The organism is Geothrix fermentans DSM 14018, assembly GCF_000428885.1.
Taxonomy (GTDB): Bacteria; Acidobacteriota; Holophagae; order Holophagales; family Holophagaceae; genus Geothrix; species Geothrix fermentans.
Map to the genome: position 1 here is coordinate 1 of NZ_AUAU01000011.1, position 17,733 is coordinate 17,733.

Genomic DNA, 17,733 nt, shown 5'->3' on the forward strand with positions numbered 1-17,733 from the left:
CTGTCGCGACCTTGCGCCCCTCCCGGCGGGACGATCCTTTCCGCGCGAAGGAAATCCACCGTAGTACCCTTGACGGTGAACTGACAACCTCTCTCAGCTTCTCGCTTCCTCGGCTCCGCTCATCGTCTCGGTGCAGGCGGGGCCGGTTAGCCACATTCGTTAGGCCGCAACCAATCGATGCCGACCAGCGCCCAGTTTGTTTCTTTCCTTGCACATGTTCTCTGGATGGTTCTCGGCCTTCCGGCTTGCTTGCTCTTTGTGCAGTGGATTTCCAGAACTTTCCCTAAGATCGTTCACAGAAAGGGAGTGGCTCAATTCCTCTTAACCCCAACGGTGATCTTCACTTGGGCCCTATTCTGGTTCTATCCGTTGGGTTGGCTGGCCCATTGGGTTCCCATCCGATTGTTCAATGTCCCTTACTCAGTGCTTAAAAGTGCTTCCGGGCTAGGCATCCTAATCGGCGTTCTGCTTCTACTCCTGTGGCGTATTATTCGTGGCAAAATCCCAAAGAATCGCCCAGCGGCCTAACCCTTAGCTCAACTCGGACCCCGCCTGCATTGCCCGCTGCTCTCTCTCAACATCTCGCTTCCTCGGCTCCGCTCGTCGCCTCGGTGCAGGCGGGGCCGGTTAGCTTCATTCGTTAGGCCGCTCACATGAAGAATGATCCTCGAATAGTGCGGCTCCTCAAACGCTACCCAAAAGGTGAGGATTTTTATGACGCTTCCATTGATGTGAGCCATTTCGACATCGATCGGCTTCTCGAAATCTGTCAGTGCCAAAAGGATTCAGAGCTTTCAGTTCCCAGGGAATTGGGTGAATTCGCATTGGGTCACTTCGGCCAGGCTTTCGGAATAGAATTCGACCGCTCTGAATTCGACTTCTATCTGCATTCATATGTCCGAGCTGAATTCGTGTCGTCCTACTATAGTGATCCAACGGTCACTTCAAAGCCTGCACCAGAAAATGGTCCGCCCACCAAGATTCCACTTCCTGAGGGCATGCAATGGTTTTCTGTTCGCCCAAAAGAGGGGCGAGAACACTACGAAGCTTACGAAATCTCCGAAGATGGCTCATCGGCCTAACCCTTAGCTCAACTCGGACCCCGCCTGCATTGCCTTTCGCTCTCTCTCAACATCTCGCTTCCTCGGCTCCGCTCAGCGTCTCGGTGCAGGCGCGGCCGGTTAGCTTCATTCGTTAGGCGCCACACACCTGGAGCCGTCATGTCGATCAAAAATGCAGCAACAATCCTATGGTTTGGACCAATCTGCCTGTTCGCGGCTCCTCCTCAGTTGGCAGAGCAACCAAAGCAACAAGAAAAAATCATTACGACTTACGACATGCGCAGATCAGCGAGTAGGGAATTAGAGGCCGCAGAAAAGGAAATGGCCGTTGTTCTAGCAAAACTTGAATCCCTTCTGTGCGAAGAAACTCAGAAAACCAAGTTGAAGGCCTCGCAGGAGGCCTGGTTGAATTATCGAAAAATCAACTCCGACTTCGAGGCATTCTTCTGGGATGGCGGTACTGGTCAGCCCCAGATCCACATTCAAGCAATCACACGGATGACTAAGGCCAGGTCCGCAGAACTACAGAAAGTCATTGATGATAATTTCGGCCATTGAAGGCCTCTCTGTGCGCCTAACCCTCCGCTCAACTCGGACCCCGCCTGCATTGCCTTTCGCTCTCTCTCATCGTTTCGCTTCCTCGGCTCCGTTCAGCGCCTCGGTGCAGGCGGGGCCCGGTTAGCTTCCTTCGTTAGGCCTTTCCATGGAGGAGTCGGTGCGAGTTCTGTTCTTTGCACTCATCGCGGCCACCCTAATAGGCCAATCTCCAGAGAAGTCTCATTCGCGTGGTATTCGCATCCTTGAACCAGGTATGTATTGGTCCTCCGATTTTACCGGTGGTACCAAAGGAGAATGGGTAATCGTCAGCGTAGAAAATGGCCAGGGGTGGCTGACCTTGGGCAAGCTCTCTCAAGGCTCTACAACCTATGGAGATAAAACCATTTCGACCATTGAAAGGGTTAAAGGTCAGCCTTGGATATATATTCAAAACTTGCCATCTATTCCTAATTCTCCAACGTGGGCGTTTTCTGCAATTCGAGAGGTAGAATGGAAACCACTGATTACACCTAAAAAGCGCACACTCAGCACTAATCATCCAATCATCGGTGACATTAAATTAATCTTTGACCCACCAACCCCTCAATTTACATTCAACAACGATATGATTTGCACAATTCATTTTGGCCAGTCGACTCAAAGAATTGTCATTGATAGGGGCTGCAATGATTCTTCGATTCATGGTGTTGCTGTATTGGATATTGATGGGGATGGAAAGTTGGATTTAATTGTTAGTCATGTCGGTTATCCAGGGCGTCATCATCTATGCCTATTTCTTTCCTCCAGTGCCTCGCCAGGAAAGCTGCTTGGCCGTGCTATCAGGTTAAGTCACGGTGGAGAGTAGCAGGTGCTCTTGACCATTCTTCGCAGCACGAAAGGCCTAACCCTCCGCTCAACTCGGACCCCGCCTGTATTGCCCTTCGCTCTCTCTCAATATTTCGCTAACCCGGCTCCGCTCGTCGCCTCGGTGCAGGCGGGGCCGGTTAGCTCCATTCGTTAGGCCTCTCAATGCACCCAAGGTTCGCCATCGTAGGGATGATGCTGCTGAGCATTAGTCAGCTCGTCGGCCAATCGCCTTCTCCTGACCTACAATCCGCCAAACAGCTGTTGGGTATGGCTTCCAATCAAGAATGGAAAGCAATTCAAGATGTCGCCAAGTCAGCCAAAGATCCTATGAAGCGGTTGTTCTCTGGGTACCTTCTCTATCGGTCCAACCCCAACAAATTTGGGTCCATCTTCACCAGGTCACTTCCCGATACGGAACTAGCGATTTCTAGGTTCATAGGGCTCAATCAGTCGATCCCATACTCCGCAGAGTGGCAAAACAATGAATTCCGCCATCCCAAGGTGAAATGGGCAATCGGATTTGAACCCATTTTCGAGGCATACCTAGAAAAGGTCAAAACTGGTGACACCGAAGCCCTGAGGCGACTTCTCATGTTACAAGGTCGTGGAGACGGGCATTATGCCGAAGAGATCGCTTCAGGCATCGCTGAACTCTTCTATGACCCTGAGTTTGTGATCACCCACTGGAACCTTCTTGAGCCTCACAAGATATTCCTCAGGGCCGTAAAGAACTGGGTTTCTGAAACTGAATTTTTGGCGATTCGGAAAGGGTTTGAAGAAAGGCTGAACCCGGGTGATCCTCGATTACCGCTAATTCTAAACCTGCTGGATAACCCTGAATGACCACCATCGGCCTAACCCTTAGCTCAACTCGGACCCCGCCTGCATTGTCTTCCGCTCTTTCTCTTCTTCCCGCTTCCTCGGCTCCGCTCAGCGCCTCGGTGCAGGCGGGGCGCGGTTAGCTCCATTCGTTAGGCCGCTTCCACAAGAAACAGCTTCAGGTTCTAAAAGGGAGAATCCATAAAGAGCTTTCCGGAAGTCACTGAACATCCAATCGAACGAGTTCTTCGCGTTCTCATTGGAATTGGCCTTCTTTGCATTGTCTTCGTTGGTCCCAAAACGAATTGGGGCTGGTTTGGTCTTGTTCCGCTGCTCACGGGCGTGACGGGCCTTTGCCCGCTCTACACTCTGCTCGGTATCTCAACTTGCCGCCGCAAGTCGGCCTGAGTCCAGTTAGGCCGCGTATGAACAACCGGCAGTCCATGTTTTCGCCGTTTACCCAGTTCCTTGGTCTGGTTTCCTGCCTGGTCGTCGTATTCATCGCTGCCGGAGTTGGAGCCTTTGCATCGGTCAATGCCGGACCTTTCTATGCCCAGCTTGCCCGCCCTTCCTGGGCCCCTCCCGGCTGGCTGTTCGGCCCGGTTTGGACTGCGCTGTATACTTTCATGGGAATCGCCGCTTGGCTGGTCTGGCGCGTTCGGGGGTTTTCTGGGGCAAGGTCCGCGCTATTGCTGTTCCTCAGTCAGCTCGTGGTCAATTCACTCTGGAGTTGGCTCTTTTTCTTTTGGCACCAGGGGATGCTTGCCTTCCTCGAAGTGATTCTTCTATGGACCCTGATTCTTGCAACCGTGATCGCTTTCTGGAGAATCCGGAAACTCCCAGCTGCTCTACTCATTCCGTATTTTTTGTGGGTCACCTTTGCTTCTTTGCTTACCTTTTCGGTATGGCGCCAAAATCCAAAGATTCTAGGTTGATCACAATTGACGCCCCAGCGACCTAACCTTCCGCTCAACTCGGGCCCCGCCTGCATGGCCCGCCGCTCTCTCTCAATCTCTCGCTTCCTCGGCTCCGCTTAGCGTCTCGGCGTAGGCGGGGCCGGTTAGCTTCATCCGTTAGGCCCCTCTCTGCGCTGCCTGCCTGCTGGCCTTCTTCTTGATGACCGCACCAATCACTTCTCTTCTAACAGGAGTCAACATGCGATTACCCGCTGCCATATTGCTTTTATTGCTGACAGCTTGCTTTCCCATGTCAGCCCCATTTCACATCTATCCAATTAGTGAAACGGGCTCCGGTTCACCGATCCCTTGCCGCTTCAGAATTCACTTTGGTTGGCAAAGCGCAACAATCACAGCTTCCCTTCCGAATGAGGAAACTTTTGAATCGGTGATTAGTACTACGAGTTCAGTCCCACCCGACCGCGAATTGGCTCCCCTCTGGGACAAGGTATTCGGCAGCGGGTATTTCAATGCCAAAGTCCTCGGTAGCCCCCAACACTTCCGAACTACACTCCGTAGCCAGCAGGGGCATGAACTCCGCTTGGAACTCCATCGAATGCCTGGAGACAAAAACAACGGCTTCGAAGGGGTTGCCATTGATAATAATAATTTAGTCTATAAGGCAGGCTATTAGTACTTTGTCATCACGGAACCATTCGATCACGAACATGAGCCTAAACCCTCAGTTCAACTCGAACCTCGCCCGCACTGCCTCCCGCTCTCTCAACTTCTCGCTTCCTCGCTCTGCTCGTCACCTCGGCACAGGCAGGGCCGGTAATCTTCATTCGCCAAACCGCAATACCATCTTTGTGAATTTCCATGTCAAAGGAGATTGGCATGATCAATCAGGTTTTCCTCAACCTTCCTGTCGCTGACCTCCAGAGATCAATCGCTTTTTTCGAGGCGCTTGGCTTTACCCAAAACCCGCAATTCAGCGGTGATTCGGCAGCATGCATCGTCATCAGCGATGCAATGTCTGTCATGTTGGCCACGCATGCCAAGTTTCGCGAGTTCACTCCCAAGGCCGTTTGCGATACCCATCAGGCCGTCGAAGTACTGATCTCCCTCAGTTGCGACAGCAGGGAACGGGTCGATGAGCTGGTCGCAAAAGCCCTTGCAGCTGGGGGCTCCACCTACGATGAGCCTGAAGACTTCGGGTTCATGTACACGCACAGTTTCGTGGACCCGGACGGGCATGGGTGGGGATTGCTCCACCTGGTTTCCCAGCCTGCGCCAGAGAGTGCCTAACAAAACCCCCACGGGCCCGCGCCGGTCCCATTCCCCCGCCGTCAGCCCGTTCGAATAACCTACCGTTCTCGGGAGGATGCCATGAGCGCTCGGGACATCTCAAAGCTGCTGTTCACGACCGTCTATCCTCTCTACGTCCAGAAGGCCGAGCGCAAAGGAAGAACAAGGGACGAGGTGGATTCGATCATCTGCTGGCTCACGGGTTACAGCCGTGACCAGCTCGCCCTCCATACGCGCGTGAACATCGACTTCCAGACGTTCTTCGACCACGCCCCCTTGATCCACCCCAACAGCTCACTCATCACAGGCGTCGTCTGCGGGGTCCGGGTCGAGGACATCGCCGATCCCATGACCCGGAAGATCAGATACCTCGACAAGCTCATCGACGAGCTTGCCAAGGGCAAGGCCATGGACAAGATTCTGCGCCAATGAACCCCGGGCCGGTCGTAGGCCTGGCCCGATTCCCGCTTACGGCCGAGCGATGCCTTTTGGTATCCTAAGGATGGCGGGTCACCGCATTCATCGTCATGCCGACCATGAGGGCGGCATGGGAGGCGTAAGCATGTTTGGAATAAATGACTATGTTTTCTACGGTGCCACTGGCGTCTGCCGGGTCACGGACCTCAGGATGGTGAAGCTTGGAGGCATGGAGGGGCAGGAATGCTATGTACTCGAGCCCATTTCGGCTCCCACAAGCAGCATCTACATTCCCACCTCCAATGATGAAATTCTCGCCCATATCCGTCCCATCATGAGCAAAGACCAGATCTACGGCCTGATCGACCACATGCCCGAGGAGGAGACGGTCTGGATCAGCGATGAACGGGAACGGAGCAAGGCCTATTACGCGAAGGTCAACTCCTGCGACAGCAGGGCGCTGATCCAGCTGATCAAGACGCTCTACCTCGAGAAAAACCAGCACAGCAAGTCCAAGCGGCTGGGCACCATCGACAGCAAGATCATGGGCACGGCCGAGAGGCTGCTCTACGAGGAGTTCGCCTTCGTCCTGGGCCTCGACCCGAAGGACGTGCTCCCCTTCATCCAGGCGCGGATCCCCCGGCAGGCCGTGTAGGGATCCGGCCGCCGCTACTTCCGCCGCCGCTCCTCGGCCTCGGCGTCCTCGTCCTCCTCGTCGTCCTCGATGGAGGCCAGGGATACGGGCTTGCCCCGCAGGTCCACGGGCGAACCCTCCTCGGGGATGAAGATCTCCCGGTGGCGGTCCCAGCGCCCGACCAGCTGGTCCTCCTCGGTGTAGAAGCGCGCCTCCCCGGCCTCCGGGAACAGCACCACCCACTGGGCGTGGCTGGAGCCGCGCTCGAACGCCATGAGGACGGACCAATCCTCGTCGCGGCCCTCGGCGGACACCAGCGCGTCCATGAGGGCGTACGGCGGCGGGAAGGCCAGGGTGCGCATCTCGTCCAGATCCCTGATCGTGCGGGTGTGCAGCATGGCGACCCCCCAGCCATTGGCCCCGTCGGGAAAGCGGAGCCATCATAGCTCCGACCGGCCTGGGAAGGCCCCGCATCTTCGGAGGGACGCGGAGGTTCCAGCCCCCGGGCGGGCCCGGAGGCGCCCATGAAACCCGTTTCGCTGATCGCCGCGGCCTTTCTCGGGGTGATCTCCCTGGCCCACCTGCTGCGGCTGGCCCTGGGCCTGGAGGTCCAGATCGGCCGGGCCCAGGTCCCGCTCTGGATGAGCGGAGTGGCCTTCCTGTTCTGCGGGATCCTCGCCGCGCTCCTCTACCGGGAGGGCCGCCAGCACTGACCGGGCCCGATCGGCCTGGCGCCCGGCCCGAACCCGGCTATCTTCTTCCGGGTAATCCCCGGGAGAAGTCTCGATCTCAGAATCCGCAACCGGCTGGACCCTTCCCCGCCCCCCCTGGTATCGGAGAATTGGAGCGCCCCATGGCCGAGCTGAGCCCAGACCAGGTGGCGGGCAACTGGAGCGCCATCGCCTCCGAGTACGAGCAGGCCTTCGAGGGGCTGAGCGCCCAGTTTGCGGAGCATGCCCTCCGGCTGCTGGACCTCGGGCCGGGCGCGCGGGTGCTCGACGTGGCCGCCGGCACGGGGGCCTTCGGTCTCTCGGCCGCGCGCGCCGGGGCCGAGGTCCTGGCCACGGACTTCGCGCCGGGCATGGTGGACCGCCTGCAGGCGCGCATCGCCGCGGCGGGACTGCCGGGCATGGCGGCCGAGGTCATGGACGGCCAGGCGCTGGCCCTGCCCGACGCCAGCTTCGACGGCGCCGCCTCGGTGCTGGGCCTGATCTTCTTCCCGGACCAGGACCGGGGCCTGGCGGAGCTGCGCCGGGTGCTCCGCGAGGGCGGCCGCGCGGCGGTGGTCTGCTGGCGCGACCCGGCCAACCTGCCCCTGATGGCCTTGGTGAGGCAGGCGGTCCGCAAGGTCGTTCCCGGCTTCCAGCCGCCCTCCGCGCCGCCGGTCTGGGCCCGGCTCAACGGTGACAGCCTCGGGTCCCGCATGGAGGCGGCCGGCTTCCGCGAAGTGGAGGTCCTGACCTCCACGGCCACCCAGCGGATCCACTCGCCGGAGGCCTACTGGTCGGGCTTCACGCGGTCGGCCCCGCCCCTGGCCCACCTCTTCGAGCGCCTGGGACCGGAGACGACCGCGGCCGTGGGGCGGGAGTACATCGGCGCCCTCCGCGCCCAGTCCCGGGACGGCGTGCCCACGCTGACCGTGGAGGCCTGCATCGGCCTGGGGAGGGCCTGACATGGAGGCGGGCCGGGAGGGCCCCGGCGTCCGCCTCCCGCCGCCGGTGGTGTTCGCCGCGGGGCTGGGGCTCGGCTTCCTGCTCCAGCGGGTCCAGCCACTGACTTTCGCCGCCCCGGACAATCCACTGCCCCGGTGGCTCGGGGCCCTGTTCGCCCTGGGCTCTTGCTTCCTGGCCGGCTGGGCCTTCCTCACCTTCCGCCGCTTCCACACCACCGTGCGGCCGGACCGTCCCGCCTCGGCCCTCATGGTGGAGGGCCCCTTCCGCTTCACCCGGAACCCGCTGTACCTGAGCCTGGCGCTCCTCCAGGCGGGCCTGGCCCTCCTGGCGAACGCCCCCTGGCCCGCGCTCATGCTGCTGCCGACCCTCTTCGTCATCCGGGTCCACGTCATCGCCCGGGAGGAACGGCACCTGGAGGCCCGGTTCGGTGCGGAGTACGAGGCCTACCGCCGCGCCGTGCGACGCTGGTTCTGACGGATCCTCAGGGCTGACCTTCGGCCACCCGCGCCGCATAGGCGTCCAGGGCCCGGGTGGAGAACACCAGGGCGGCCCCCGCGTTGACGGACACCGCCACGCCCAGGGCCTCCGCGATCTCCTCCCGGCTGGCGCCCAGCTTCACGGCGGCGTCCGTGTGGACCGTGATGCACCCGTCGCAGCGCAGCGTGACCGCCACCGCCAGCGAGATCAGCTCGCGGGTCCTGGCGTCGAGGTGGCCGGTCTTCTGGCCCGCCTCTCCCAGCATGCGATAACCCCGCGCGGTCTCGGGGCTCAGCCGGGCGAGCTCTGTCACCCCGGCTCCGACCTGCTTCCGATAGCCGTTCCAGTCGAGCATCATGGCTCCACCTCCGGCCCACGAGTGTTCCACCAATCCCGGGTCGCGGGACCGGTCCATGGATCCCGTCCCTGGACCTATGCTGGTCGGATGCCCGACTCGTTCGCCGCCCGGATCCCCACGCTCGCCGAGGCGGAGCTGCGCCGCTACCTGGAGCAGCCCCAGGCCTACAAGGCCGAGGCCGTGGAGGCGGCCCTGGCGGAGCTGCGGCGGCGGGGATGCCCGGTCTCCGAGACGGACCTGGCGCGGATCGGCGACGTCCATCGGCAGCGCGAGGCCCAGCGGGCCCACCGGGCCGCGCGGTCCGGCCGCTGGCTGGGCACCGAGCCCGCCACCCGGGGGGCCCGCATCCGCCGCGTCACGGCGGGCATCCTCGCCGCGGGCCTCGGCAGCGCCGCCCTCCTCTACCTGCGGGCCGCGCCCCGGGCGGCCAATCCCCTGGGCTACGAGCCCGAGGACACCAAGCGCTACCTGCGGCAGCTGGAGGTGGTGGGCGGCAAGGCCAATGTCGTCGCCACCGAGTTCCAGCGCTGGTTCGAGGGGCTCTGGCAGGGCCGCCAGCTGGCCTTCACCGTGGCCTGGCTGACGCTCCTGCTGGCCCTGGGCTTCTGGTTCGCGGCCACGCGCCTGGCCGCCGATGGCGGGGGAGACTGACATGGCCCCCCGTTCCAGCGGCCCGGGCGCGGCGAAGCCCGCCAAGCCGGGCCTCCATCCCCGCAACCGGCACGACGCCGGCTACGACTTCCCCCGGCTGGTGGCGGCCAGCCCGGAGCTGGGCCCCTTCGTGCGCCGCGCCCCCCACGGCGGCCCCTCCATCGACTTCGCGGACCCCGCGGCGGTGAAGGCCCTGAACCGCGCCCTGCTGCTGGAGGCCTATGGCATCCGGGGCTGGGACCTGCCGGCGGGCGCCCTCTGCCCGCCCATCCCCGGCCGGGCGGACTACCTGCACCACCTGGCGGACCTGCTGGCGGAGGGCGGTCCGGTCCCAAGGGGCGCCCAAGTACGCGCACTGGACCTCGGCACGGGCGCCAGCCTCATCTACCCCCTGCTGGGCCACCGGGAGTACGGCTGGTCCTTCGTGGGCACGGACATCGACGGGGCCTCCCTCGCCTCCGCGGCCCGCATCCTGGCCGCCAACCCGGGCCTGGCGGCGGCCATCGCCCTGCGGCGCCAGAGGGATCCCCGGGCCCTCTTCCAGGGCGTGGTGGGGCCGGACGAGCGCTTCGACCTCAGCCTCTGCAACCCGCCCTTCCACGGCTCGCTGCGGGAGGCCCGGGAGGTGGCCCGGGCCAAGTGGCGGAAGCTGGGCTTGGGCGCGTCCGGCCCGGCCCGGAACTTCGGCGGCCAGGGGGCGGAACTGTGGTGCGAAGGCGGCGAGGCGGGCTTCATCCGGCGCATGATCGCGGAGAGCGCGGCCATGCCGGCCCAGGTGCGCTGGTTCACCACCCTGGTCTCCAGCTCCGCCAACCTGCTCGGCCTGCAGCGGGCCCTCCGCCAGGCCGGGGCCCTGGAGGTCCGCATCGTGCCCATGGCCCAGGGCCAGAAGCAGAGCCGCTTCCTGGCCTGGACCTTCCTGGAGGCGGCGGCGCGGAAGGCCTGGTGAAGGGGTGATCCGGGTTGTGATTCGATATTTCGGATAAACAGGTATGATTCTCCCGTCGCCGGAGCTCCCATGTTCGTCCTTCGCCGCCTCCCCGCCTTCTTCGCCCTGCTGATGCTGGGAGCGCACTTCCTCCGCGCCAGCGAGCTGCTCCTGGTGGGGCTCTCCCTCGTCCTCCTGGTGCCGCTCTTCATCCCGAAACCCCCGGCCCAGGCCACCGTGCGCTGGGCCCTTGCCCTGGGGGCGCTGGTGTGGCTGTGGACGGCGGTCCAGGGCGTGCGCCAGCGCCTGGCCTTCGACGAGCCCTGGCTGCGCATGGCCCTCATCCTCGGCGCCGTAGCCCTGTTCACCGCCTGGTCCGGCTGGCTGCTGCGGGGGGGGGGTGAAGAATGAAAAGGATGGACAGGATTAACAGGATGAAAGGCAGGATTAACAGGATTGAAAACCTTGGATCTTGAATCCTGTTCCCTGCTCATCGACCAGGCCCAGCCCAAGGTTCGCAAGATGAAGGGCTGGAGCCGGAGATGGCGGAGAAAAGGCTGCGGGCCCACAGATTTCACAGATCCACACAGATTGAGAACGGGGCTGTAGCTGGTTTGGGGATGCCGCTTCGCCAGCGTGGGCTCCATGGGGGGCGTCTTCGGCGGGCCCGGATGTCCTTGTCAGAACGCCCGGCGCCTTTTCTTTGGCCTCCGCTTTCCTCCGCTCCTCCGCAAACCTCCGCTTATGAACGCTTTTTCTCCGTCATCCGCAGTTCCAGCTTCTTCAGACTGAGGCTCACCGATAACGAGATCCTGTTAATCCAATCATTTACTCCTGTTCATCCTGTCCAGCTTTTTCAGAACACCGACCACCCCGTTCGGGTGGTGAAGCGGTCCAGGGCCTCGACGCCGGCGATGCTGTTGCCGTGGGGGTCGAGGGCGGGGCTCCAGACGCAGAGGACGCCGCGCTCGGGCAGCACCGCCAGGATGCCGCCGCCCACGCCGCTCTTGCCGGGCAGGCCCACGCGGTAGGCGAAGTCGCCGGCCGCGTCGTAGGTGCCGCAGGTGAGCATCACGGAGTTGATGCGCTTGGATTCGCTGCGGGAGAGCAGGCGCGAGCCGTCCGCCCGCAGGCCGTGATTGGCCAGGAAGAGGCCCGCCTTCGCCAGGTCCGCGCAGCTCATGGCCAGGCTGCACTGGCGGAAGTAGTGGTCCAGCACCTGATCCACGGGGTTCTCCAGGTTGCCGCAGCTGGCCATGAAGTGGGCCAGGGCCGCGTTGCGGTGGCCGTGGGAGGCCTCGGAGGCCGCGACTTCCGGATCCACGTCCAGGGCCGGGTTGCCGCTCTCGGCGCGCAGGAAGTCCCGCAGCGCGCCCAGGGAATCGCCCGTGAGCGAGAGCAGGCGGTCGATGAGGACCAGGGCCCCGGCGTTGATGAAGGGGTTGCGGGGGATGCCCTTCTCGTACTCCAGCTGCACCAGCGAGTTGAAGGGATTGCCCGAGGGCTCGCGGCCCACGCGCTTCCACAGGGCCTCGCCGTCCCGCGCCAGCACCAGGGCCAGGGAGAAGGCCTTGGACACGCTCTGGATGGAGAAGGGCGTGCGCCAGTCCCCAGTGCCGAAGAGCTGGCCCTCGGTGGTGGCGAGGGCCAGGCCGAAGCGCGTGGCGGGCACGGAGGCCAGGGCGGGAATGTAGTCCGCCACCTTCCCCTGCGCCGCCAGGGGCGCGGCTTCCACCGCCAGGTCGTCGAGGAGGGCCTGAAGATCCATGAGAGGCAGGATAATGCACAGGCGCCCGCGGCCGCACCCCGATGAGCCGCAACCACCCCATCCGTGTTCATCTGGATGCCTCCGTGGCCAACCTTCTTCTCCGGAGCGCCCATGACCCCCCTCGCCGCCGACCTCCTGCCGATCTTCCGCCGCGACCTGCGCTGCTTCATCCGCGAGGTGGAGCTGTTCCCCGATGACGCCACGCTCTGGCGCACGGTGCCGGGCGTCACCAACAGCGCGGGGAATGTGGCCCTCCACGTGGCGGGCAACCTGCGGCACTTCCTGGGTGCCGTGCTGGGCGCCACGGGCTACGTGCGCCAGCGGGAGCGGGAGTTCGCCCAGCGGGAGGGCACCCGGGCCTCCGTGGCCGCAGAGCTCGCATCCGCCATCGCCGCCGTGGAGGCGGGCCTGGCGGCCCTCACGCCGGACATGGAAGCAGACATCTTCCCCGCGCCGGTGGGCACGCACCGGCCGCGCACGGGCCTCCTCCTGACGCACCTGGCCGTCCACCTGGCCTTCCATCTCGGCCAGGCCGGCTACCTGCGCCGCGCCCTCACGGGCGATGCCACCAGCGCCGGAGGCATGTCCCTCCCGGAGCTGCTGGGCCATTGAGGCTTCCGCCCCGCCGTTGGAGAATCTGAACCAGGCCTGAGGAGGCACCATGTCCTTGAACGGGAACGTCGCGCTCGTCACCGGCGCCAGCCGCGGCATCGGAGCCGCCACGGCCCGGGCGCTGGCCGCCCGGGGGGCGGCGGTGGCCGTGAACTACTTCGGCTCCGAGGCCGCGGCGCAGTCCGTCGTGGCCGACATCCGGGCCGCCGGCGGAAAGGCCATCGCCGTGAAGGGCGACGCGCGGGACCGGGCCCAGGTGGAGGCCATGGCCGCCGAGGTGAAGGCACAGCTGGGGCCCATCGGCATCCTCGTGCTCAACGCCTCCATCGGCTTTCCCATGAAGGGCTTCCTGGACTATCCCTGGGACGCCTTCGAGGCCAAGGTGCTGGGCGAGATGGGCGCGGCCTTCCACGGCTGCCGGGCCGTGGTGCCCCAGATGCTGGAGCGCAAGAGCGGCAGCATCGTCGCCATCACCAGCGGCCTGGCCCGCGACCCGGGCTGGGGGTTCTGCGCCCACAGCGCCGCCAAGGCCGCCCTGGAGGGCCTGGTGCGCGCCCTGGCCTTCGAGCTGGGCCCCATGGGCATCCGCGTGAACGCCGTGGCCCCGGGCCTCACCCTCACAGACGCCACCGCCAACCTCCCCGAGAAGCACAAGCAGGCGGCCGCGGAACACACGCCCCTGCGCCGCAACGGCCAGGCGGAGGACGTGGCCGAAGCCGTGGCCGGCCTCCTCCAGACCGGGTTCGTCACCGGCGCCACCCTCCCCGTCAACGGCGGCGCCCACACCTTCTAGGAGTCTTCCATGGCGGCGCTCCGCACCGGCTTCGTCCTCGGCATCCTCGTGGTGCTCTGGACCTTCGTCATGGGCTTCACGGGCTGGTACCGGAACCCTGGCCTGCTCTTCCTCTTCTGGCTGGTGATCCCCCTGCAGATCGGGATCCTGGTGTGGATGCTCCGTCGCGACGCCTCCACCACGGGCTACCTGCGCCAGGTGCAGAACGGCGTGGGGGCCTCCCTCGCCGCCTCGGCCATCATCTTCGTGGGGAGCCTGCTCTTCACCACCGTGGTGTTCCCCAGCTACTTCGCCGAGATGGAGGCCCTGGGCCGCCTGCGCATGGCCCAGCAGGGCCTCGGCCCCGAGCAGATCGAGGCCGTGGTGAAGGCCCAGGCCCCCATGCGGACCTCCCTGGGCAGCGCCTTCGCCGGGGCCCTGGGCACCTGGATCACGGGCCTGTTCACCTCCCTGATCGCAGCCGTGAAGTACCACCGGCGCCGAGCGTCCGCCGCGGCCGCGGAACCCATCCTTCCGAAACCCTAGCCGCGCTCCCGGCGCAGCTCCGACACCAGGGAGAGCGGGTAGGCCAGGCCGGCGCAGGCATCGTCCACGCAGCGCAGGACGAGGCCCGAGCGCAGGGGGGCCACGGCCAGCTCCTCGCGGCTGAGCCACCGGCAGCCCAGGATCTCGGGGTCCTCGGGCGCGGCCTGGGCGCCTCCGGGCACGGTGCCCCGGAAGCAGAGCCGGCAGTAGTCCTTCCCGTTCCGGGCCCGGAGCTGGTAGACCCCCACCAGCGCCTCCGGCGTGAAGGCCAGGCCCGTCTCCTCGCGCACCTCGCGGCGCACGGCGTCGAGAATGGATTCGCCGGGCTCCACGTGGCCCGCGGGCTGGTTGAAGACGCGCTCAGGCGAACCGTCCGTCTCCTCCACGACCAGGTAGCGGCCCTCCCGCTCGATGATAGCGGCGACGGTGAGCTCCCACATCAGACCGCCAGGAACAGGTAGAAGCCGTTGATGAAGTAGACGATGCCCACCACGCCCACCAGCAGGCCCAGGACGTAGACGGGCTTCTGCTTCAGCAGGGCGGCGATGGAAGAGAGCAGGATCGCGATCTGGAGGAAGATCACCGCCAGGCCGAAGGCCGCGCCGTGCTTCTGCGCGTCGGTCTTGGCATCCTCGAAGCGCCGGGCCTCCTTCTGGATCTCGGCCTTCTCGCCGTCGTACTTGGCCACCTTCTTCTCCACGTCGGCCAGGCTCTTCTCCAGGGTGGGCACAGCGGTTTTCGGGGCCAGCTCCAGCTCCCGGCGGAGGCGCATGGCCTCCACCTCGTAGAGGTTCCCCTTGATGCCCTTGGCCTGGTAGTAGGCCCACTGGTCCGAGGCCTGGCTCTGGCTCAGCACGGCCCGGGTGGAGTGGCCGCCGCCCTTGAACGTGGCCAGAGTCGCGCAGACCGCCAGAATCACGGTGGTGAGAGCCAGGAGGCTCAGCCAGGGTTCCTTCTTCTCATCGCTCATGGGACTCCGCCGCAACTCGCTCCTCCATCTTACGGAATATCACCCGCTTGCTTGAACCGTCGGGGTCCGGGCCTATCGTGGAAGGCGGAGCCTTCTGGGATGTGCGTCGTCTGCCGCAGTCCTCCTCCGGTCCTGCCAGGATCCGCTTCCCCTTCCCGGGGGCGGCCCGGCGTGTCCGCTCCCGTGTTCCCCGTGCAAAGCCAGAGGAGACTCCCATGCTGCATCGCACCGCGCTTTGCGTCGGGATCAACCAGTACCAGAACTTCCCGGCGGCCAGCCTGAACGGGTGTGTCAACGACGCCCATGACATGGCCTCGCTGCTGAAGGACCTCCTGGGCTTCGAGGATTCCGACATCACCCGGCTGACGGACCAGGCCGCCACCAAGGCCAACATCATGCGCGAGCTGCGGCGCATGGTGGAGGGCGCCCTGGCGGGCCGCTACGACCACCTGGTCTTCACCTTCGCAGGCCATGGCACCCAGGTGCCGGACCTGAACCTCGACGAGTTCGACCGGGCCGACGAGGCCTTCTGCCCCCACGACCTGGCCCAGAGCGGCCCCCAGTGGGACCGCGACCACCTCATCGTGGACGATGAGCTTCACGACCTGTTCGTGCAGCTTCCCCCCACGGTGATCCTGGAGATCCTGCTCGACACATCGCACAGCGGCGCGGGTCTTCGGGCCGCGGACCTGCTCATGGACCGCAAGCCCCGCTACCTGCCCCCGCCCTCCATCGAGGCCTTCCGCGACATTGAGTACCGCCACGCCCGCCCCGGGCACATCAAGCTGCTGGAGAAGGGCCTGTCCCACCACATCCTGTGGACCGCCTGCAAGCAGACCCAGGCCGCCGCGGACGCCTTCATGCAGGGCGACTGGCACGGCGCCTTCACCTGGCACTTCTGCCGGGAGGCCCGGGCAAGCGGCAACCACCTCACCCGCGCCAAGGTGCTGGCCAAGATCCGCGCGGATCTCGGAGCGGCCCACTTCACCCAGACCCCCCAGCTGGACTGCGAGGCCATCACCCGCCACGCGGTCATGAAGGCCATCGAGGTGCCCCCCAACGTGGCGCCCCTGCCCACGGAGATGCCGAGCTGATTCTCGCGGGATCCGCGGAGTACACTCAGGCCGGACGCGCCTGAGAGGGCCTTCGTGAACCTGCTCGGAACCCCCACGGGAAGGAAGGCCCTCTTCGGGGCGCTCTACCTCTCGGAGGGGGCGCCCATCGGGTTCATCTGGTGGACCCTGCCCACTTGGCTCCGGGCACGGGGCGTCGCCCTGGACGCCATCACGACCCTCACCGCCTCCCTCACCCTGCTGTGGACCCTGAAGTGGCTCTGGGCCCCCCTGGTGGACGTCCTGAAGGGGAGGGGCCGGGGCCTCCGGGCCTGGATCCTGGGATGCCAGGGCCTCATGGGCCTCACGCTGCTCCCGCTGCTGGCGCTGGAGCCCGGCCGCTGGCGCGGTGCCGCCGTGGCCCTTCTGGTCCTCCACGCGCTGGCGGCGGCCACGCAGGACGTGGCCATCGATGCGCTCGCGATCCAGCAGGCCCCGGCCGGGGAGCGGGGAACCCTCAATGGGTGGATGCAGGCGGGGATGCTGCTGGGCCGCTCCCTCTTCGGCGGGGGGGCCCTGCTGGTGGCCTCGCGGATCGGGGAGCGGGCGGTGCTGGCGATGCTCGTGGCCGCCATCTGGGGACCCGGGATCCTCGTGCTCCTGTCGAAGGAACGCACGGCGCCCCCTCTTCAGGCCGGGACCGAGGGCAGGGTCTGGACCACCTTCTTCCAGCGGCTCAAGGGCGTGGTGACTCGGCGGAGCAGCCTCGTGGGGCTCGCCTTTGCCCTGACCAGCGGCGCGGCCTTCGAGGGCGTCGGAGCCGTGGCCGGCCCCCTGCTGGTGGACGCGGGAGCCACCCAGGAGGCCGCAGGCTGGTTCTTCGCGGGACCCGCCGTCGCCGCCATGCTGGCGGGGGCGCTGCTGGGCGGCCACCTCTCGGACCGGTGGGGTCGCCGGCGGTGTGCCGGCCTCTCCCTGGGCCTCATCATCCTGGATGTGCTTGGCTTCGCCTTCCTGCTCCGGAGCGGGGCCGCGGGCCCGGCGGGGCCCCTGATGTCGCTCCTGGGCGGCCTGTATGTGGGGATCGGGCTCTTCACCGCGGCCTCCTACGCCCTGTTCATGGACCTCACGGATCCCGCCTTCGGAGCCACCCAGTTCAGCCTGTTCATGGGCGCCACCAATGGCTGCGAGGCCTGGGCCGGCCTGGCGGCGGGGGCCCTCATCGCAGGCCGGGGGCACCTCCCGGCCCTGCTCACGCTGGCCCTGGTGTCCGGCCTGTCCCTGCCCCTGCTGCTCCTCCTGCCCGCGGGAGGCGGGAGCCCCCTGCGGCACGAGGAGCCCGGCGCCTGACCCGGTTCCTGGTCCGACGCCGGGCTTCGCTGGCTAG

At 65.0% G+C, this 17,733-nt stretch carries 26 protein-coding genes and 1 pseudogene; 22 read left to right on the forward strand and 5 right to left on the reverse strand.

Features of this window, described 5'->3' with window-relative positions; translation table 11 throughout:
* Positions 1 to 653 precede the first annotated feature (653 nt).
* The 11 genes and pseudogenes from G398_RS20645 to G398_RS22100 all read left to right on the forward strand — a co-directional run bounded on the left by G398_RS20645 (position 654) and on the right by G398_RS22100 (position 6,560).
* Positions 654 to 1,082, forward strand: coding sequence for a hypothetical protein (locus G398_RS20645; protein ID WP_157492281.1), 429 nt, complete (start codon positions 654 to 656; stop codon positions 1,080 to 1,082).
* Between the two features lie 138 nt (positions 1,083 to 1,220).
* Positions 1,221 to 1,619 (forward strand): lysozyme inhibitor LprI family protein, encoded by a 399-nt coding sequence (locus tag G398_RS20180; RefSeq protein ID WP_084512010.1) that lies wholly within the window; start codon positions 1,221 to 1,223, stop codon positions 1,617 to 1,619.
* A 157-nt stretch (positions 1,620 to 1,776) separates the two neighbouring features.
* Positions 1,777 to 2,463 (forward strand): FG-GAP repeat protein, encoded by a 687-nt coding sequence (locus tag G398_RS20650; protein ID WP_157492282.1) that lies wholly within the window; start codon positions 1,777 to 1,779, stop codon positions 2,461 to 2,463.
* Between the two features lie 194 nt (positions 2,464 to 2,657).
* Positions 2,658 to 3,308 carry a hypothetical protein gene (locus G398_RS20655; RefSeq protein ID WP_157492283.1) on the forward strand — a complete coding sequence of 217 codons (651 nt, stop codon included), beginning with the start codon at positions 2,658 to 2,660 and terminating at the stop codon, positions 3,306 to 3,308.
* Positions 3,309 to 3,518: 210 nt separating this feature from the next.
* Positions 3,519 to 3,692 carry a YgaP family membrane protein gene (locus tag G398_RS22095; RefSeq protein ID WP_342669696.1) on the forward strand — a complete coding sequence of 58 codons (174 nt, stop codon included), beginning with the start codon at positions 3,519 to 3,521 and terminating at the stop codon, positions 3,690 to 3,692.
* 17 nt (positions 3,693 to 3,709) lie between these two features.
* Positions 3,710 to 4,219 (forward strand): TspO/MBR family protein, encoded by a 510-nt coding sequence (locus G398_RS19330; RefSeq protein WP_211229044.1) that lies wholly within the window; start codon positions 3,710 to 3,712, stop codon positions 4,217 to 4,219.
* 220 nt (positions 4,220 to 4,439) lie between these two features.
* Positions 4,440 to 4,874 (forward strand): hypothetical protein, encoded by a 435-nt coding sequence (locus G398_RS20660; RefSeq protein ID WP_157492284.1) that lies wholly within the window; start codon positions 4,440 to 4,442, stop codon positions 4,872 to 4,874.
* Between the two features lie 203 nt (positions 4,875 to 5,077).
* Complete coding sequence (locus G398_RS0104950) at positions 5,078 to 5,488, forward strand: VOC family protein (protein ID WP_026852778.1); 411 nt, start codon at positions 5,078 to 5,080, stop codon at positions 5,486 to 5,488.
* Positions 5,489 to 5,569: 81 nt separating this feature from the next.
* On the forward strand, positions 5,570 to 5,920 hold the full coding sequence (locus G398_RS0104955) for a DUF2200 domain-containing protein (protein ID WP_026852779.1): 351 nt from the start codon (positions 5,570 to 5,572) through the stop codon (positions 5,918 to 5,920).
* Between the two features lie 130 nt (positions 5,921 to 6,050).
* Positions 6,051 to 6,224 (forward strand): annotated as a pseudogene (locus G398_RS22155) (CarD family transcriptional regulator); the annotation flags it as partial.
* A 15-nt stretch (positions 6,225 to 6,239) separates the two neighbouring features.
* Positions 6,240 to 6,560: a hypothetical protein gene (locus G398_RS22100; RefSeq protein WP_342669694.1), complete on the forward strand. Its 321-nt coding sequence runs from the start codon at positions 6,240 to 6,242 to the stop codon at positions 6,558 to 6,560.
* 14 nt (positions 6,561 to 6,574) lie between these two features.
* On the opposite strand, the gene G398_RS0104965 is transcribed toward G398_RS22100, so the two are convergent.
* Positions 6,575 to 6,937 (reverse strand): hypothetical protein, encoded by a 363-nt coding sequence (locus G398_RS0104965; RefSeq protein ID WP_026852781.1) that lies wholly within the window; start codon positions 6,935 to 6,937, stop codon positions 6,575 to 6,577.
* 126 nt (positions 6,938 to 7,063) lie between these two features.
* Here G398_RS0104965 and G398_RS0104970 point away from each other — a divergent pair, with 126 nt between their 5' ends.
* The 3 genes from G398_RS0104970 (at position 7,064) to G398_RS0104980 (ending at position 8,686) form a co-directional block, all read left to right on the forward strand.
* Positions 7,064 to 7,252, forward strand: coding sequence for a hypothetical protein (locus G398_RS0104970; protein WP_026852782.1), 189 nt, complete (start codon positions 7,064 to 7,066; stop codon positions 7,250 to 7,252).
* 140 nt (positions 7,253 to 7,392) lie between these two features.
* Positions 7,393 to 8,211 carry a class I SAM-dependent methyltransferase gene (locus G398_RS16325; protein WP_052571473.1) on the forward strand — a complete coding sequence of 273 codons (819 nt, stop codon included), beginning with the start codon at positions 7,393 to 7,395 and terminating at the stop codon, positions 8,209 to 8,211.
* Position 8,212: 1 nt separating this feature from the next.
* The gene (locus tag G398_RS0104980) at positions 8,213 to 8,686 is read left to right on the forward strand and encodes a methyltransferase family protein (protein ID WP_026852783.1); all 474 of its coding nucleotides are present in this window, start codon (positions 8,213 to 8,215) and stop codon (positions 8,684 to 8,686) included.
* Positions 8,687 to 8,693: 7 nt separating this feature from the next.
* On the opposite strand, the gene G398_RS0104985 is transcribed toward G398_RS0104980, so the two are convergent.
* Positions 8,694 to 9,044: a carboxymuconolactone decarboxylase family protein gene (locus tag G398_RS0104985; RefSeq protein WP_026852784.1), complete on the reverse strand. Its 351-nt coding sequence runs from the start codon at positions 9,042 to 9,044 to the stop codon at positions 8,694 to 8,696.
* A 90-nt stretch (positions 9,045 to 9,134) separates the two neighbouring features.
* Between G398_RS0104985 and G398_RS21160 the strand changes: the two genes are divergently transcribed.
* The 3 genes from G398_RS21160 (at position 9,135) to G398_RS0105000 (ending at position 11,037) form a co-directional block, all read left to right on the forward strand.
* Positions 9,135 to 9,698, forward strand: coding sequence for a hypothetical protein (locus G398_RS21160; RefSeq protein WP_211229046.1), 564 nt, complete (start codon positions 9,135 to 9,137; stop codon positions 9,696 to 9,698).
* Position 9,699: 1 nt separating this feature from the next.
* Positions 9,700 to 10,647: a 23S rRNA (adenine(1618)-N(6))-methyltransferase RlmF gene (gene rlmF, locus G398_RS0104995; RefSeq protein ID WP_026852786.1), complete on the forward strand. Its 948-nt coding sequence runs from the start codon at positions 9,700 to 9,702 to the stop codon at positions 10,645 to 10,647.
* 69 nt (positions 10,648 to 10,716) lie between these two features.
* Entirely contained in the window at positions 10,717 to 11,037 is a 321-nt protein-coding gene (locus G398_RS0105000) for a hypothetical protein (RefSeq protein ID WP_026852787.1), read from the forward strand.
* A 445-nt stretch (positions 11,038 to 11,482) separates the two neighbouring features.
* Here G398_RS0105000 and G398_RS0105005 read toward each other — a convergent pair whose 3' ends face one another.
* Positions 11,483 to 12,394: a glutaminase gene (locus G398_RS0105005; RefSeq protein WP_026852788.1), complete on the reverse strand. Its 912-nt coding sequence runs from the start codon at positions 12,392 to 12,394 to the stop codon at positions 11,483 to 11,485.
* Between the two features lie 111 nt (positions 12,395 to 12,505).
* Between G398_RS0105005 and G398_RS16330 the strand changes: the two genes are divergently transcribed.
* The 3 genes from G398_RS16330 to G398_RS0105020 are packed head-to-tail and all read left to right on the forward strand — an operon-like array spanning position 12,506 to position 14,324.
* A complete protein-coding gene (locus G398_RS16330) occupies positions 12,506 to 13,006 on the forward strand; it encodes a DinB family protein (RefSeq protein ID WP_052571475.1) in 501 nt (166 codons plus the stop codon).
* 49 nt (positions 13,007 to 13,055) lie between these two features.
* Positions 13,056 to 13,799 (forward strand): SDR family oxidoreductase, encoded by a 744-nt coding sequence (locus tag G398_RS0105015; protein ID WP_043483725.1) that lies wholly within the window; start codon positions 13,056 to 13,058, stop codon positions 13,797 to 13,799.
* A 9-nt stretch (positions 13,800 to 13,808) separates the two neighbouring features.
* Positions 13,809 to 14,324, forward strand: a complete 516-nt coding sequence (locus tag G398_RS0105020; RefSeq protein WP_026852790.1) for a DUF4199 domain-containing protein — start codon at positions 13,809 to 13,811, stop codon at positions 14,322 to 14,324.
* Here G398_RS0105020 and G398_RS0105025 read toward each other — a convergent pair.
* A complete protein-coding gene (locus G398_RS0105025) occupies positions 14,321 to 14,764 on the reverse strand; it encodes an NUDIX domain-containing protein (RefSeq protein WP_043483728.1) in 444 nt (147 codons plus the stop codon). The two genes, G398_RS0105020 and G398_RS0105025, sit on opposite strands and share 4 nt — an antisense overlap.
* On the reverse strand, positions 14,764 to 15,294 hold the full coding sequence (locus tag G398_RS0105030) for a DUF4337 domain-containing protein (RefSeq protein ID WP_026852791.1): 531 nt from the start codon (positions 15,292 to 15,294) through the stop codon (positions 14,764 to 14,766). Before G398_RS0105030 ends, G398_RS0105025 begins: the two co-directional genes overlap by 1 nt.
* A 215-nt stretch (positions 15,295 to 15,509) precedes the next feature.
* Between G398_RS0105030 and G398_RS16335 the strand changes: the two genes are divergently transcribed.
* Together G398_RS16335 and G398_RS0105040 are read left to right on the forward strand one after the other, a co-directional pair.
* Positions 15,510 to 16,388: a caspase family protein gene (locus tag G398_RS16335; protein WP_052571477.1), complete on the forward strand. Its 879-nt coding sequence runs from the start codon at positions 15,510 to 15,512 to the stop codon at positions 16,386 to 16,388.
* A gap of 54 nt (positions 16,389 to 16,442) precedes the next feature.
* The gene (locus tag G398_RS0105040) at positions 16,443 to 17,696 is read left to right on the forward strand and encodes an MFS transporter (RefSeq protein ID WP_026852792.1); all 1,254 of its coding nucleotides are present in this window, start codon (positions 16,443 to 16,445) and stop codon (positions 17,694 to 17,696) included.
* Positions 17,697 to 17,733: the final 37 nt, after the last annotated feature.

Coding starts and splice junctions, on each gene's coding strand:
- G398_RS20645 (WP_157492281.1), top strand. CDS start 654: ATGAAGAATGATCCTCGAATAGTGCGGCTCCTCAAACGCTACCCAAAA.
- G398_RS20180 (WP_084512010.1), top strand. CDS start 1,221: ATGTCGATCAAAAATGCAGCAACAATCCTATGGTTTGGACCAATCTGC.
- G398_RS20655 (WP_157492283.1), top strand. CDS start 2,658: ATGCTGCTGAGCATTAGTCAGCTCGTCGGCCAATCGCCTTCTCCTGAC.
- G398_RS19330 (WP_211229044.1), top strand. CDS start 3,710: ATGAACAACCGGCAGTCCATGTTTTCGCCGTTTACCCAGTTCCTTGGT.
- G398_RS20660 (WP_157492284.1), top strand. CDS start 4,440: ATGCGATTACCCGCTGCCATATTGCTTTTATTGCTGACAGCTTGCTTT.
- G398_RS0104950 (WP_026852778.1), top strand. CDS start 5,078: ATGATCAATCAGGTTTTCCTCAACCTTCCTGTCGCTGACCTCCAGAGA.
- G398_RS0104955 (WP_026852779.1), top strand. CDS start 5,570: ATGAGCGCTCGGGACATCTCAAAGCTGCTGTTCACGACCGTCTATCCT.
- G398_RS22100 (WP_342669694.1), top strand. CDS start 6,240: ATGAGCAAAGACCAGATCTACGGCCTGATCGACCACATGCCCGAGGAG.
- G398_RS0104965 (WP_026852781.1), bottom strand. CDS start 6,937: ATGCTGCACACCCGCACGATCAGGGATCTGGACGAGATGCGCACCCTG.
- G398_RS0104970 (WP_026852782.1), top strand. CDS start 7,064: ATGAAACCCGTTTCGCTGATCGCCGCGGCCTTTCTCGGGGTGATCTCC.
- G398_RS16325 (WP_052571473.1), top strand. CDS start 7,393: ATGGCCGAGCTGAGCCCAGACCAGGTGGCGGGCAACTGGAGCGCCATC.
- G398_RS0104980 (WP_026852783.1), top strand. CDS start 8,213: ATGGAGGCGGGCCGGGAGGGCCCCGGCGTCCGCCTCCCGCCGCCGGTG.
- G398_RS0104985 (WP_026852784.1), bottom strand. CDS start 9,044: ATGCTCGACTGGAACGGCTATCGGAAGCAGGTCGGAGCCGGGGTGACA.
- G398_RS21160 (WP_211229046.1), top strand. CDS start 9,135: ATGCCCGACTCGTTCGCCGCCCGGATCCCCACGCTCGCCGAGGCGGAG.
- rlmF (WP_026852786.1), top strand. CDS start 9,700: ATGGCCCCCCGTTCCAGCGGCCCGGGCGCGGCGAAGCCCGCCAAGCCG.
- G398_RS0105000 (WP_026852787.1), top strand. CDS start 10,717: ATGTTCGTCCTTCGCCGCCTCCCCGCCTTCTTCGCCCTGCTGATGCTG.
- G398_RS0105005 (WP_026852788.1), bottom strand. CDS start 12,394: ATGGATCTTCAGGCCCTCCTCGACGACCTGGCGGTGGAAGCCGCGCCC.
- G398_RS16330 (WP_052571475.1), top strand. CDS start 12,506: ATGACCCCCCTCGCCGCCGACCTCCTGCCGATCTTCCGCCGCGACCTG.
- G398_RS0105015 (WP_043483725.1), top strand. CDS start 13,056: ATGTCCTTGAACGGGAACGTCGCGCTCGTCACCGGCGCCAGCCGCGGC.
- G398_RS0105020 (WP_026852790.1), top strand. CDS start 13,809: ATGGCGGCGCTCCGCACCGGCTTCGTCCTCGGCATCCTCGTGGTGCTC.
- G398_RS0105025 (WP_043483728.1), bottom strand. CDS start 14,764: ATGTGGGAGCTCACCGTCGCCGCTATCATCGAGCGGGAGGGCCGCTAC.
- G398_RS0105030 (WP_026852791.1), bottom strand. CDS start 15,294: ATGAGCGATGAGAAGAAGGAACCCTGGCTGAGCCTCCTGGCTCTCACC.
- G398_RS16335 (WP_052571477.1), top strand. CDS start 15,510: ATGCTGCATCGCACCGCGCTTTGCGTCGGGATCAACCAGTACCAGAAC.